Consider the following 13,622-nt stretch of genomic DNA (forward strand, 5'->3'; position numbering starts at 1 on the left):
TCGTACAAGCTTATCATATAGTAGAAATAGGTAAAGGCATCACACACTGTGTGATGCCTTTTGCTACACCACCTGTGTGTTTTGGAAAGGGGAATTCCGCATTGAAACGTAGAGTTGCAATTATTGGAATGGTTGTTGCATTTTTAATTGGTGCTGGCGGAATGTTTGCGGGTATGTCTTTATTTGGGGTTAACCCAGCAGAAGTAACGCAAACAATTTCGAATGGAAACGCTAGCACTGCGCAAGGGAATTTGGCAAAAATTAATGAGGCGTATGCACTAATTGATTCACGTTATGTGGAAGACGTGAAAGATGAAAAATTAGTCGAAGGTGCAATACAAGGCATGTTGTCTACGCTGAAGGACCCTTATTCCACGTATATGGATAAAGAAACGGCTAAACAGTTTAGTGAATCGCTTGATCCCGAGTTAGAAGGGATTGGGGCTGAGGTGAACAAAACGGACGGTAAGCTTATTATCGTATCTCCAATTAAAGGCTCACCAGCAGAAAAGATTGGAATTAAACCGAATGACCAAATTTTATCTGTAGATGGAAATAGTGTGAAAGATTTATCACGTGAAGAAGCAGTATTAAAGATTCGTGGTAAAAAAGGAACGACTGTTGCGATTGAAATTAAGCGTGCAGGAGTAGCTGATCCGATTGTATTTAAAATTAAGCGTGAAAAAATTCCAATCTTCACAGTGTTTAGCTCTGTGAAACAAGAGAGTGGAAAAGATATCGGTTATATGCAAATCACTTCTTTTGCTGAAAATACAGCGAAAGAATTTAAGGATCAGTTAAAAGAGTTAGAGAAGAAAAACATAAAAGGCTTAGTTATTGACGTACGTGGTAATCCAGGTGGCTACTTAAATAGTGTAGAAGAGATACTAGGAGAAATTATGACGGATAAAAAGCCGATGCTACAAGTAGAGCAAAGAAATGGTGAGAAGAAGAAATTCTCTACGGAACTAAAAGAGAGAAAGCCATATCCAATTTCAGTATTAATTGATAATGGAAGTGCTTCTGCTTCAGAGATTTTAGCGGGTGCGCTAAAAGAGGGAGAAGGATACGATTTAATTGGTGAAAAAACGTTTGGCAAAGGTACTGTTCAGCAAGCTGTTCCATTTAAAGATGGCAGCAATATCAAATTAACGATGTTCAAATGGTTAACACCGGATGGAAACTGGATTCATAAAAAAGGAATCAAGCCAACTGTAGAAGTGAAACAACCAGATTATTATCATGCGACACCAATTCAAATTGAAAAGACACTTTCATACAATGCAAATGATGTACAAGTAAAACATGCCCAAGAAATGCTTAAGAGTTTAGGATATGTACCAGGACGTGAAGATGGCTACTTTAGTAAAGAGACAGAATCAGCACTGAAAGCATTCCAAAATGCGAATAAGATGGAAGCGACAGGACAGCTCGATAAAAAGACAGCTGAGGCGATTCAAACGAAAATTATTGAAAAAATCCGTTCTGGAGAAAATGATCTACAATTACAGTCAGCATTAAAATTAATGGCGAAGTAAAAAGAAATACAGGCGGTTTGCTGCCTGTATTTTTTTGTGTTAAACAAACGTTTGTCCAGTTATGATAATATAAAAAGAAAGAATGATATAAATGGTGGTGAATGGGTTCGTGGAGGCATGGATTTTTGAAATAATGCGGGCAGTTGGACGTTTTTTCTTACACCCTGCTGTCTATGTATTTTTAATAAGTAGTATCTTCGTTGGATACTTACGTATGTTACGAGAACGAAAAGATTTTTCTTTTAAAGTTTATGATATTTGGTTTGAACTGCGAACATCTTTATTGGCGGGAGTTAAATACGGATTAATCGTATCTATCATTACGATTGGGCTCGGACTTGTTGTTTCTAAGGCGAGCTTATGGGCCATTTTACTTTGGACGTTACTATTTGGATTAACTGCTATGTATCGATATTTATCAGCGGCTTATACGTTTAGTATCGCGATTGTATGTGTTCTATTATCTTCTAAGCTACCAGTTTCTTTCTTACAGCTTGGAGAAGGTGAAGAGAATACAATCGTATCCCTTGCTATTTTGCTAGGCATCATGCTCGTTGTAGAGGGCTTGTTGATTTCTAAAAATGCAGTAGGATATTCGACGCCGAAGATTAGGAAGGGGAAGCGCGGATTAAAGATTGGTTTACACGAATCAAAGCGTTTATGGATCGTTCCTATTTTTATTCTTGTACCAGGTGACGCAGTAACGCAGTTTATTTCATGGTGGCCTGTCGTTTCAATCGGTTCTGATACATATTCTTTATTCCTCGTTCCATTTTTAATTGGATTTATGAGAAGGATTAGAAGTTATGAGCCGACGGAAGCTTTATTATTTACAGGAAGACGTGTGTACGGATTAGCAGGACTTGTGCTTGTTTTAGGAATCGCAAGTTATTGGTGGCACGTACTTGCCATTATTGCAATGGGCGTTGCAATGCTTGGACGTTTTACAATTTCCATGCAAGAGAAAATTGCGGATGAAACAAGACCAGCGTACTTCGCTGCACGTAATGACGGACTCGTTGTACTAGATACAATTCCAAATACAATTGGAGCAGAGCTGAATTTACTGCCTGGAGAAATAATTACGAAAGTAAATGGAGTCATTCCAAGAAGTGCTGAGGAATTTTATGATGCGCTTCAAACGAAGACGACAGGAGCATTTTGTAAATTAGAAGTATTAGATACAAATGGAGAACTTCGCCTTGCTCAAACGGCATTATACGCTGGTGGACATCACGAATTAGGTATTGTGTTTGTTCAGCAGGAGCATGAGTGGGATTCGGAAGCGATGTAATAGAAGAAAAGGTATCATCTTGTGGTGATGCCTTTTTTGTTTTTTGGGGGGGAAGGTAGTTAGTAAATGAAATTTATATCGGCGATTTTCCGAATATATCAGCGCAACTTGAAATATATCGGCGATTTTGCAAATATATCAGCGCAACTCGAAATATATCGGCGATTATTCGAATATATCGACTTTCCGGACAAAAACGACAACTATCGCAAAGCTTATTTTCAGTTTCATAGACGGATAACTTGAATAATTATTTGATAATGGTTATCATTTAGGGAGTCTTTTTAATTTTGGAAAATGGAGGGAAGATATGCTACGTAAATTTTTTTCTTACTATAAACCGTATAAAGGTTTATTTATACTCGACTTTTCTTGTGCGGTCGTCGCAGGATTATTAGAACTCGGCTTTCCGCTTATCGTAAATCAATTTATTGATAAGTTATTGCCAGGGCAAAACTGGACGCTTATTTTATGGGCTTGTTTCGGTTTACTCGCAGTTTATATGTTAAATGCAGGCTTACAATATGTCGTTACATATTGGGGACATATGCTTGGTGTTAACATTGAAACAGATATGAGGCAGAAATTATTTGATCATATTCAAAAGCTATCATTCAGATTTTTTGATAATAATAAAACAGGTCATTTAATTTCACGCCTTACAAACGATTTAATGGAAATTGGGGAAATTGCTCACCACGGGCCAGAAGATATATTTATTGCCGTTATGACTTTAGTTGGGGCATTTTCATTTATGATGATGATCAACTGGAAGTTAGCGCTATTAACGTTCTTCGTTATTCCATTCTTATTATGGTTGGCACTTTACTTCAATAAAAAAATGACAGGTACATTTAGACGTTTATTCTCAGATGTTGCTGATTTCAATGCATGTATTGAGAACAACGTTGGTGGTATCCGCGTTGTACAAGCATTCGGAAATGAAAAGTTTGAGAAAGAGCAATTTGCTGTTAACAACGCTCGTTTCCGTACAACGAAATTAATGGCGTATAAAATTATGGCGCTAAATTCGTCAATTAGTTATATGCTTATGCGTCTCGTAACGCTCTTCGTCTTAATATGCGGTACGTGGTTTGTTCTGCAAGGAGAATTAACGTACGGTGGATTTATCGGATTCGTTCTATTAACGAATATTTTCTTCCGTCCAATTGAAAAAATTAATGCGGTAATCGAAAGTTATCCGAAAGGGATCGCTGGTTTTAAAAGGTATGTAGAGCTTCTTGAAACAGAGCCAGATATTGTGGACTCTAAAGATGCAATGGAAGTAAAACATGTACACGGTGATATTCAATATAACAACATTACGTTCGGATATGAAAATAAAGAACCGATTTTAAATGATATTAGTTTGAAAATACATGCAGGTGAAACAGTTGCGTTCGTTGGGCCATCTGGAGCTGGAAAAACGACGTTATGTAGCTTATTACCACGTTTTTATGAGCAATCATCTGGATCCATTCAAATTGATGGTATTGATACGAAAGACATGACGTTATCTTCACTTCGTAAGCAAATCGGAATTGTGCAGCAAGATGTGTTCTTATTCTCAGGAACAATTCGTGAAAACATTGCTTACGGAAATTTAAAAGCATCAGAGGCTGAAATTTGGCAGGCAGTAAAACGTGCGCAATTAGAAGACTTAATTTACTCACAACCAGACGGTTTAGATACCGTTATCGGTGAGCGTGGCGTGAAACTTTCAGGCGGACAGAAACAACGTCTAGCAATTGCTCGTATGTTCTTAAAAAATCCGCCAATTTTAATATTAGATGAAGCGACTTCCGCATTAGATACAGAGACGGAACTTGCGATTCAAAAATCACTTGCTGAACTATCTGTCGGCCGTACGACGTTAGTTATCGCTCATAGACTGGCAACGATTAAAAATGCAGATCGCATCGTCGTTGTAAATAAAGATGGTATTGCAGAACAAGGTTCACATGATGAATTAATTGAACAAGGCGGAGGATACAGTAGGTTATACGAAGCGCAGTTTAGTTCGTAAATATAATTTCTACTGAATTAGCACACCATAAGTAAGTGGAAATCTTATATGGGAGGCTATACAGTATGATTGTAACAACAACTTCTACAATTCAAGGGAAAGAAATTATTGATTATGTCGATATCGTGAATGGAGAAGCGATTATGGGGGCGAATATCGTTCGTGACCTTTTTGCTTCTGTCCGTGACGTTGTCGGTGGTCGTTCGGGTGCTTATGAAAGCAAATTGAAAGAAGCACGTGACATCGCAATGGAAGAAATGAAAACTCTCGCAAGACAAAAAAATGCGAATGCCATCGTTGGTATCGATGTGGATTACGAAGTCGTTCGCGAAGGGATGCTAATGGTTGCTGTGAGCGGGACTGCTGTCCGTATCTGAAGTAAAAAGCCGTGCTGATGCACGGCTTTTTGTATGCTATGTCGAAGATTCAATATTTCTTGGGAAATGCGGAAGGTCCCGTCGATATATAGGGAAGACATTAGAGTGCTTCTTTACATTTCCGGATTTCAATTAATAATGTTTAGTATTCTTGTTCGAGAGATGTGATGTCATCGTGATGATTTGGTATGGAAATTCGGCCGATGATTTCTGTTAATTTTGTTTGTAATCGTAACAATTCTTGTTCAGTAACGTTTACAGAATCCTCGGTTGTTCTCTTGTTGTATTGCTCGTAATTACCGTGGAATACTCTAGGTTCACTCTCGTCTACTTGTAGAATATGGTCTGCCACAGAGCGAATAAAGGCACGGTCATGGCTAATAAAAAGTATAGTGCCAGGATATTCTTGTAACATGCTTTCTAATTCTTCTTGCGTCGCTAAGTCTAAATAGTTTGTCGGTTCATCGAGCAGAAGCATATTATAGTTTCCTAAAAATACTTTTGCGAGCGCAACCTTCATTCGTTCGCCGCCACTTAGAACGTGCACAGGTTTGTGAACATCTTCACGGCGGAATAGAAGCCGTGCAAGTATTGTGCGAACGAACGAATCTGTATAGTTTGTTTCTTCTAGCACATTTTCTAAAATGGTTTTATCTGTTTTTAAAATGGATAGTGTTTGTTCAAAGTACCCAATCTTACAACTTTTTGAAAGCTGAATGCCACGCTCGTTTGCGAGAAGCATGTTAAACAGGGTCGTTTTTCCACTTCCGTTTGTCCCTAAAATAGCAAGCTTTGCACCAGGAGCAATCGTTCCATTCATATTTTTAAATAGTGTGCGGTCACCTATTTTCTTTGTTGCTTTATTGAACTGTACTGCCACTTTACTATGAATGGGTGTATGGTATTGTAAGTCAAACTGGGCTTGAGAAAGCTCCTTCGGCTTTTCTTTCTTTTCTAGTTTTTCGAGACGTGTTTCTAATGCTTTCGCTGCTTTACTAACTTGTTCTTGGCCATGAGCCCCACTTAATTTATACAGTTTAGATTCAGATGAACTAAACCGTGTTGGGATTTTTGTCATGCTAGAAGCACGTTGCTTTTTTTGTAAAATGGACTTCTCTAAACGCTCTTTTTCGTTTATATACTGCTCGTATTCTGCTTGTTTTTGTGTTCGTTCACGTTCTTTTTGCTTTCGATAGTTGGAATAGTTTCCTTTATATTCTTGAATTATCCCGTCTTCAATTTCAATGATTTTTGTGCATATATTATCTAGAAATTCACGATCATGTGATATTAAAACAAGTGCACCTTTATAAGATAAAAGTGCCTTTTCTAATTGCTCTGTACCGAACATATCTAAGTGGCTTGTTGGTTCATCAGCGAATAGAATGCCTGCATCTTGTTCGAGAGCATGGGCAATCTTTAGACGCATTCGTTCCCCGCCGCTCATTGAATTTGAGATGTTTGAAATATTCCATTTTCCTTTTGCTGTAGAAGAAGCGAATTTTGGTAATTCCTCGCTAATTTGAGGAATGATGCTGATAGAGCTATGGTGAGTTACTATGCCTTTGTCAGCTTCTATTTCTTTACTTAATATTTGTAGTAACGTAGATTTACCAGCCCCGTTGACGCCGACAATTCCTATGCGATCCCGTGCTTGAATTTCCAGTGACGGTAACGTAAATAGTGTGCGATCACCAAAGCTCTTCTCAATATTACGTGCGAATAAAATAGTCATAAAAAAACCTCCCTAGTTTCACTAGAGAGGATAAACGTCGCCCTTGCATGTAAAAATCGTACATAAATAAACGATTTTTTTACATGATCGTTTCGAAAGAAAGTATCGACAAATGGACAGACTAATCCCCTGCTAGTTTTCATCATTTTTGTTCACTATTTGTGATGGATGAAATAAGAGAATTAGAAATTCATTGGTCAAAGTACCTTCCTTTCATAATATTACCTTTATTGTATGCGCATACAAACGAGTTTGTCAAACTTATTTCTGCTTGTGATTTTTGAATTCTTTATTATAAATTTGTGCCTTCGCCAGCGCCTCAGCATCATTTTGAATTTCATCTAACTCATTCGCATCCCCAATAATATAACCTTCAAATGATGAACCAATAAAATCAAAGGTATATTGGAATTGTGCAATAAGCGGTAATGCTTTTAACTTTGGGTTATCTCCGCCAACGATGACAACATACATTTTTTTACCTTTCATTTTCTCTTTGAAATGAAGTGATGTATCGCGTAAGCTTTGTGACCAGCGATCGACGAAGTTTTTCATATGACCGCTCATCCCGTACCAATATAATGGTGTAGCAAAGATAATTGTGTCGTGCTCTAACATGCGTTTCGTTAACTGCTCGTAATCATCATCTACAGGTTGGAATCCTTCTGCATCATGACGCTGGTCTGTAATAGGATAGACTGTGTGATCACGTAAATAAATTTGTTCTGTTTCAATTCCATCAACCATCATATGTGTTAAAGCTTCCGTATTTCCATTTTGTCTTGAACTGCCGTGTATAACAAACATGTAATCATCCCTTTTCTTTTGCTTGTTTTAGGAGTGAAACGTGTTTTTGCAAATTCGTTTGAATGCTGGAAAGTAATGAGATTTGCTTTGTTACTTCATTGAGTTTATCTTCGTAAAGCGTAAGGATACTGCTGCACGGATTGTCGTACAGGTGCGGTTCAATTTCAAGGCAGCGCAGCATCCTTGCCGTCTCTTCTAAATTTAAGCCAATTTGTAGGTACATTTGAATAAGCTCCACTTTTTCGATGGCACTTTCGTCAAAATCACGATAGCCATTTGCGAGGCGCTTCGAAGGGAGCAATCCCTTTTCTTCGTAATGTCTTAGTGACCTTTCGCTAACGCCAGTTTCTTTTGATAACTCCCCAATTCGCAATGCGTTTCACTCCTTTTACATGTATTGTAAACCTTCACACTAATGTGAAGGTCAATGCTGTTTTTTCGCAAAAGAATTTACATGATTTAAAAACACTTGAATAGCTTTAGACGGAATAAAATATTTGCCGCGCACGATGGAGAATGGACGGATGAGTTGTTCATCTGGAACTTCGACGTGGAATAGTTCTTTTGCCAGTAGCTCTTTCCGTACAGTCCAATCAGAAAGTATAGCGATGCCAAGCCCGGCAGCGACAGCTTCCTTTACGCTTTGGATACTACTAAAGGTAAAGAATCGTTTCATTTTTAATTGGTGTTGATGAATAAAGCGATCGCTATAAGCACGTGTTCCAGAACCGCTTTCTCTTAATACCCACACTTGATCTTGGAGTGTCCTTTCATTTATTTCATTTGTGCGGAGTAGTGGATGGTTTGGCGGGACGACGAGTTTCATTTCATCTTGCATAAACGTTTCAACATCAACGTCGGCGTATACGACTTGCCCTTCCACTAAGCCGATATCAATTTGATTAGAGCGAAGGCTTTGCAAAACGTCTTCTGTATTTGAAATAAAGGTATGAACTTCGACGCGTGGATTTTCATTGGCATAATTAGCGAGTATTTTTGGAAGTAAGTATTCGCCAATTGTAAAACTAGCACCGATGCGAAGCGTTCCTGTTACAACGTTATGTAGTTCGTTAATTTCTTGTTTGGCATCTTCGTAAAGAGAGAGCATTTGCTTTGCGTGTATATATAATATGTTTCCGGCCTCGGTCACTTGAACGTGCTTCGGGGATCGCTGAATGAGTGTAGTTCCAAATTCGTTTTCTAAGTTGCGAATGTGCATACTTACGCCAGGCTGTGAAAGGTTCAATAATTCTGCTGCACGAGAGAAGTGTTTCTGTTCAACAACCGTAACAAAAATTTTTAAAATGTCTACGTTCATATCATCTGCTCCTTTCTTTTTCTATCATCTTATCATAAGTATTTCTGATGATAGAGATTTGATATTGGTATTAAACTTATTATAGAAACTCTCTTATAATGTAAGTAGAAAGAACATGCATGTTCCAATATGATTATTGGAGTGGTTCAAAGTGGAACAAACACTTGTTATACAAAAGAAGAAGCGTTTTGGATTTTCGCAAGGGATTGGGATTACATTATTAATCGCAATTGTGGCGAAATATTTAGCGGAGCTTCCATTTTTAAATATTATGGGACAATTAGTAATTGCTATTCTAATTGGGATGGTTTGGCGTGCGGCAATTGGAGTTCCTCATGATGCGATTGCAGGGACGAACTTTGCGAGTAAGAAGTTGCTGCGCTTTGGGATCATCTTACTTGGAATGCGATTAAATCTTGTTGATATTGCGAAGGCGGGACCGAAAGTATTGGTTATCGCTGCGGTTGTAATTACATTTACGATTTTCGTTGTATATGGACTAACGAAAGTATTTAAGGTAGAAAAGAAACTTGGGATTTTAACAGCATGTGGAACAGCAATTTGCGGCGCGGCAGCGGTCGTGGCAATTGCGCCGCAAGTGAAAGCAAAAGATGACGAAACGGCAGTTGGGGCTGCAATCATTGCAATTTTAGGTACGATATTTACGCTTATTTATACGTTATTATATCCAGTACTTGGCCTATCTCCATACGGTTATGGTGTATTCTCAGGGGCGACGCTGCATGAAATCGCTCATGTCATCGCAGCTGCGGCACCAGGAGGAAGTACGGCTGTAGACATCGCAGTTATCGTGAAGTTAACGCGCGTTGCAATGCTTGTACCAGTAGCGATTTTAATTGGATTATGGTTTGGTAAGAGTGAGGGAAGCAAGGAAAAAAGATCATGGCGCGACCTTCCAATTCCGTGGTTCATTTTCGGATTTTTAGCGATGAGTGCGGTGCATTCTATTGGCGTGATTCCAGAAGTTGTTGCGGGATATATTGTAGTCATCGCTTATATGCTTATCGCAATGGCGATGGCGGGGCTTGGTTTAAATGTAGAGTTTAAAACGTTCCGGAAGTTAGGAAGCAAAGCATTCGTGGCAGGGCTAATTGGCTCGGTTTGCTTATCGGTGCTTGGATATGTTCTTGTATATGCGTTAGGATTTATGTAGTAGAGGAGAGAGCTGTTCCCGAAGGTATTTGGGGACAGCTTTTTCTTATGCTTATTTTGCTACGGATGTCGGTATTTGTCGGTAAGTCGATATATTTGGAAAATCGCTGATATATATGGAGTTGCGCTGATATATTTTGGGAATCGCCGATATAAATTGAATTACTCTCGTACTTTGTTAGAGTGGATGTTCAGTGAAATGTTTTTCTAAAATTTGTAAAGATATCTTTACTTATAACTGGAAAATATTTATAATTTAAGTAAAGATATCTTTACTTTTGAAGGTGGAGCCTATGGGTGTAAAAAATAAAATTAAAGAATTAAGAAAGCAACATCATATAACGCAAGTTGAAATGGCAAAGGCGATGCAGGTGACGCGGCAGACAATCGTGGCGATTGAAAACCATCATTACAACCCGAGTCTAGAGTTATCCTTAAAAATTGCCAAATATTTTGGAGTGAAGGTGGAAGAAATATTTACGCTAGAGTAAGGGGAGGAAAAATGAACGATACGAAAAAGCTATTGATTGGTGCGACTTTTGGATTGTTTTTGGGAGACGTTATAGTTCATATTATGAATCCGGCTATACCAATTTTACCGCTCGTATGTAGTAATATTTTAGCGATTGTATTTCTAGTGTTGTATACAAATTACAAAAATCGTAAGTACAGAAAAGAAGAACTTCCCGATATAGATGAGCGAGTAAATGAAAATATAAAAAAGCATGTAAACGTCTCATTTGTATTCGCATTTCTGTTTCTTATTATTTATATTGTTGCGAGTAAAGTAATAGGCAGGACTGTTATACCAGTGCAAGAAATATTTCTGATATGCAGTGCCTTATTTGCGGGTAGTCTCATCATAGGAGTTATGGTAGGAAAACGAGCATAGCGATAGGAGGAATGAAAAATGCAGGATGAGTTTGAGAGATTTCAGTCAGATAAAGCGTTTAAATATTTAGGGTTGTTTTTAGCGATTAGTTTAGCTATATGGAGTTTGTACAATTTAATTGTTTACGGAAGTGCTGGTATGCCGTTTGTGTTATTTGTACTAGGGCAGTTTGTTTATTCCTTTGTGAACTATTGGCCGAAGTGGAGATATAGAAATAGTAAAGAGGTTAATCGTGTATGAGTAAGCAAGAGGTTATACGGTTCATAGGAAGTTTATTTTTAGCGGGGCTTGTGCTAAATGTGAGCTTAATAATTTTAAATATTTCATGGGGAACAATCTTCATATCAAATGTAGCGTTAGTCATTCTATATGGAATTGCGGAATATAGAGAACAGAAGCGTTTGAAAGAAGAGGGAATACCGTCGATTGATGAGCGAGTTGTGAACAAGATGAAGTCATATTTTACGATTAGTATGACAAGCTTCGTTTTCTTGTTCATTATGTATCTTTGTGTAAATAAGTATTTAGACAGGCCAGTAGTACATGTAAATGAGTTATTATATATTGCTATTTTTGGTCTATTAATAAGTATCGCATCGACGAGCGTGTTAGCAACAAGGAATAGATAGAAAAAGGGGAACTGGGATGGGATTACCGGTGTTATGTGTCGCTACGGCTATTTTTGCTTTGTTTTGGGGAATGCAGAACTTCTCTCATAATCCAGTGCCGAGTATTTGTATTATGCTTGGTACTGTAGGTTTATCGTATTATTTATTAGTTTCAGCTCATTATCATAAAACAGCAACGAGCGTTGTTGTCGGAGCACTTATTTTATTTTGTGGTCGTGCTGTACAAAAGGGGTTATTTCCGTAAAGGCTGTTTATACGCTTCGTATAAACAGCCTTTTGTATTTTTTTTACAAAACACTTGAAAGTTACGTAACGTCATCTTTTATAATGAAGGAGAAGAGGTGATGATAGTGATTTCAATTCAACAATTGACGAAAGAAACAGGGATAACAGTACGCACATTACGTTATTATGATCAAATAGATTTATTAAAGCCGAGTGGTAAAACAGAGGGTGGACATCGGTTATATAGTGAAGCGGACGTTATTCGTTTGCAACAAATTTTGTTTTTAAAGGAAATGGGATTTTCGTTAAAAGAAACTGCGAATATGTTAGTAAAAGGTGAGTTGGATTTAAAGAATTCTCTTGAAAAACAACTTCGATTTGTACAGGAAGAACAAAAGAAATTTAATCGAATGGAGCGTGTTTTACAAGCGGTTGTTTATTCGGTAGATGTAGAGGGAGAGCTCGATTGGAAAGTTATGTTTGAACTGATCCAGCTTTCGAAACAGTCTTCTCGTATACGTGAAATATTTCAAAATGAAGTATTTTCAAAGGAAGAACAAAAATTGCTTCATAATTTGCCAAATATGAGTGAAGAAGATCCGAATGTTTTAGAGTGGGTAGATTTATTAAAGCAATTTCGTACTTTTATGAAAGATGGTAAAGAAGCTGCAAATGATGAGGTACAAGGGGCAACGAAGAGATTAATGCAGAAGTGTTTAGAAATGGCCAATGGTGATGAAGCATTTTTAGATAAGTTATGGGAAGTTAGAAAATCGAAGGAAGATTCACAGAAAATGAGCATGTATCCAATTGAAGAAGAACTTTTACTATATATGGATGAAGCTTTTCGTATTTATGATGAAAAGGAGAAGGATAAATGAGTATACTTGCAGAATATCGTTGGTATTTTTTAATTGGGGCAGAGATTGTATTTTGGTTAGCGGCTATCGGTTTCTTTTTACTCCGTTACGGATTTCGTTTGAAAAAGGCGAGTTTTATTATGGGAATTGTGCTACTCGTAAATGAAGTGTTTATTTTAACTTTAGGGGTAGTGGACTATTATCAAACAGGAAAGTTTTCTAACTTTCAAATCATTACTGTAATCATTTTATTGTATGCAGTCTTTTACGGGAAAAAGGATTTGAAGAAGCTTGATATATTTGCGCAAAAGCTAGTTGCGAAATGGAGGGATGAGCCGGCGCCTATTATAGAAGAACAGGTAGAATTAACAGGTATGGCTTATGCGAAGCAGGAAATAAAAAATTGGGTATTGCACCTTAGTTTGTTTGTTGTTGTGCATATTTTCTTTTTCTTTCTGTACGGTCTTGCCCCGGTTGAACAATGGCGTAATTGGTTAGAAACGGGAATTGTTTTAAATAAAGCAGCGAGTCGGGTTAGCCAAGTTTGGGCGATTATACTTTTAGTGGATACAGTTATTTCATTTTCATATGTTCTTTTTCCGAAGAAGGAGAAAGGGAAAGAGAAGCTACTTTCTTAGAGGAAAGTAGCTTTTTTAGTATACCGATAGTTTGTATAGGACAGGATGACAGTAGGAAAAAGAGCTGATTTTAAATGAAGTGGAATCTTAATCAGTGTGGTGCTTACTGT

General features: G+C 37.7%; 16 protein-coding genes. 12 read left to right on the forward strand and 4 right to left on the reverse strand.

The genetic code is table 11. The features are described 5' to 3' along the window. Positions 1-101 precede the first annotated feature (101 nt). From QCI73_RS01680 to QCI73_RS01695, 4 genes are all read left to right on the forward strand, one after another. Positions 102-1,538 carry a S41 family peptidase gene (locus QCI73_RS01680; RefSeq protein ID WP_000830290.1) on the forward strand — a complete coding sequence of 479 codons (1,437 nt, stop codon included), beginning with the start codon at positions 102-104 and terminating at the stop codon, positions 1,536-1,538. 91 nt (positions 1,539-1,629) lie between these two features. Continuing rightward, complete coding sequence (locus QCI73_RS01685; RefSeq protein WP_353822407.1) at positions 1,630-2,832, forward strand: PDZ domain-containing protein; 1,203 nt, start codon at positions 1,630-1,632, stop codon at positions 2,830-2,832. 310 nt (positions 2,833-3,142) lie between these two features. Then, on the forward strand, positions 3,143-4,858 hold the full coding sequence (locus QCI73_RS01690) for an ABC transporter ATP-binding protein (RefSeq protein WP_353822408.1): 1,716 nt from the start codon (positions 3,143-3,145) through the stop codon (positions 4,856-4,858). Between the two features lie 65 nt (positions 4,859-4,923). Then, positions 4,924-5,235, forward strand: a complete 312-nt coding sequence (locus tag QCI73_RS01695; protein WP_000637521.1) for a YbjQ family protein — start codon at positions 4,924-4,926, stop codon at positions 5,233-5,235. A 142-nt stretch (positions 5,236-5,377) separates the two neighbouring features. Here QCI73_RS01695 and abc-f read toward each other — a convergent pair whose 3' ends face one another. The 4 genes from abc-f to QCI73_RS01715 all read right to left on the reverse strand — a co-directional run bounded on the left by abc-f (position 5,378) and on the right by QCI73_RS01715 (position 9,095). Next, the gene (abc-f, locus tag QCI73_RS01700; protein ID WP_353822409.1) at positions 5,378-6,970 is read right to left on the reverse strand and encodes a ribosomal protection-like ABC-F family protein; all 1,593 of its coding nucleotides are present in this window, start codon (positions 6,968-6,970) and stop codon (positions 5,378-5,380) included. A 261-nt stretch (positions 6,971-7,231) separates the two neighbouring features. Beyond that, on the reverse strand, positions 7,232-7,777 hold the full coding sequence (locus QCI73_RS01705; RefSeq protein ID WP_327923237.1) for a flavodoxin family protein: 546 nt from the start codon (positions 7,775-7,777) through the stop codon (positions 7,232-7,234). A gap of 4 nt (positions 7,778-7,781) precedes the next feature. Continuing rightward, positions 7,782-8,150: a MerR family transcriptional regulator gene (locus QCI73_RS01710; protein ID WP_001975222.1), complete on the reverse strand. Its 369-nt coding sequence runs from the start codon at positions 8,148-8,150 to the stop codon at positions 7,782-7,784. Between the two features lie 51 nt (positions 8,151-8,201). After that, positions 8,202-9,095 carry a LysR family transcriptional regulator gene (locus QCI73_RS01715; protein WP_327923236.1) on the reverse strand — a complete coding sequence of 298 codons (894 nt, stop codon included), beginning with the start codon at positions 9,093-9,095 and terminating at the stop codon, positions 8,202-8,204. Between the two features lie 151 nt (positions 9,096-9,246). Here QCI73_RS01715 and QCI73_RS01720 point away from each other — a divergent pair, with 151 nt between their 5' ends. The 8 genes from QCI73_RS01720 to QCI73_RS01755 all read left to right on the forward strand — a co-directional run bounded on the left by QCI73_RS01720 (position 9,247) and on the right by QCI73_RS01755 (position 13,512). Beyond that, a complete protein-coding gene (locus QCI73_RS01720) occupies positions 9,247-10,269 on the forward strand; it encodes a YeiH family protein (protein ID WP_262724443.1) in 1,023 nt (340 codons plus the stop codon). Between the two features lie 292 nt (positions 10,270-10,561). After that, complete coding sequence (locus QCI73_RS01725) at positions 10,562-10,759, forward strand: helix-turn-helix transcriptional regulator (protein ID WP_000538359.1); 198 nt, start codon at positions 10,562-10,564, stop codon at positions 10,757-10,759. Between the two features lie 11 nt (positions 10,760-10,770). Further along, positions 10,771-11,160 (forward strand): hypothetical protein, encoded by a 390-nt coding sequence (locus tag QCI73_RS01730; RefSeq protein WP_353822410.1) that lies wholly within the window; start codon positions 10,771-10,773, stop codon positions 11,158-11,160. 18 nt (positions 11,161-11,178) lie between these two features. Next, entirely contained in the window at positions 11,179-11,400 is a 222-nt protein-coding gene (locus QCI73_RS01735) for a hypothetical protein (protein ID WP_001150193.1), read from the forward strand. After that, a complete protein-coding gene (locus QCI73_RS01740) occupies positions 11,397-11,789 on the forward strand; it encodes an ATPase (RefSeq protein ID WP_353822411.1) in 393 nt (130 codons plus the stop codon). Before QCI73_RS01735 ends, QCI73_RS01740 begins: the two co-directional genes overlap by 4 nt. Positions 11,790-11,805: 16 nt before the next feature. After that, a complete protein-coding gene (locus QCI73_RS01745) occupies positions 11,806-12,033 on the forward strand; it encodes a hypothetical protein (RefSeq protein ID WP_000524119.1) in 228 nt (75 codons plus the stop codon). A gap of 100 nt (positions 12,034-12,133) precedes the next feature. Continuing rightward, the gene (locus QCI73_RS01750; protein ID WP_353822412.1) at positions 12,134-12,895 is read left to right on the forward strand and encodes a MerR family transcriptional regulator; all 762 of its coding nucleotides are present in this window, start codon (positions 12,134-12,136) and stop codon (positions 12,893-12,895) included. Then, positions 12,892-13,512: a hypothetical protein gene (locus tag QCI73_RS01755; protein WP_353822413.1), complete on the forward strand. Its 621-nt coding sequence runs from the start codon at positions 12,892-12,894 to the stop codon at positions 13,510-13,512. Before QCI73_RS01750 ends, QCI73_RS01755 begins: the two co-directional genes overlap by 4 nt. The last annotated feature ends 110 nt before the right edge of the window (positions 13,513-13,622 follow it).

The organism is Bacillus cereus group sp. MG16, from assembly GCF_040459875.1.
GTDB lineage: Bacteria > Bacillota > Bacilli > Bacillales > Bacillaceae_G > Bacillus_A > Bacillus_A paranthracis.

Bases quoted from the DNA above. Each gene is read 5' to 3' on its own strand.
- QCI73_RS01685 (WP_353822407.1), top strand. From the start codon at position 1,630: ATGGTGGTGAATGGGTTCGTGGAGGCATGGATTTTTGAAATAATGCGG.
- QCI73_RS01690 (WP_353822408.1), top strand. From the start codon at position 3,143: ATGCTACGTAAATTTTTTTCTTACTATAAACCGTATAAAGGTTTATTT.
- QCI73_RS01695 (WP_000637521.1), top strand. From the start codon at position 4,924: ATGATTGTAACAACAACTTCTACAATTCAAGGGAAAGAAATTATTGAT.
- abc-f (WP_353822409.1), bottom strand. From the start codon at position 6,970: ATGACTATTTTATTCGCACGTAATATTGAGAAGAGCTTTGGTGATCGC.
- QCI73_RS01705 (WP_327923237.1), bottom strand. From the start codon at position 7,777: ATGTTTGTTATACACGGCAGTTCAAGACAAAATGGAAATACGGAAGCT.
- QCI73_RS01715 (WP_327923236.1), bottom strand. From the start codon at position 9,095: ATGAACGTAGACATTTTAAAAATTTTTGTTACGGTTGTTGAACAGAAA.
- QCI73_RS01725 (WP_000538359.1), top strand. From the start codon at position 10,562: ATGGGTGTAAAAAATAAAATTAAAGAATTAAGAAAGCAACATCATATA.
- QCI73_RS01730 (WP_353822410.1), top strand. From the start codon at position 10,771: ATGAACGATACGAAAAAGCTATTGATTGGTGCGACTTTTGGATTGTTT.
- QCI73_RS01735 (WP_001150193.1), top strand. From the start codon at position 11,179: ATGCAGGATGAGTTTGAGAGATTTCAGTCAGATAAAGCGTTTAAATAT.
- QCI73_RS01740 (WP_353822411.1), top strand. From the start codon at position 11,397: ATGAGTAAGCAAGAGGTTATACGGTTCATAGGAAGTTTATTTTTAGCG.
- QCI73_RS01745 (WP_000524119.1), top strand. From the start codon at position 11,806: ATGGGATTACCGGTGTTATGTGTCGCTACGGCTATTTTTGCTTTGTTT.
- QCI73_RS01750 (WP_353822412.1), top strand. From the start codon at position 12,134: ATGATAGTGATTTCAATTCAACAATTGACGAAAGAAACAGGGATAACA.
- QCI73_RS01755 (WP_353822413.1), top strand. From the start codon at position 12,892: ATGAGTATACTTGCAGAATATCGTTGGTATTTTTTAATTGGGGCAGAG.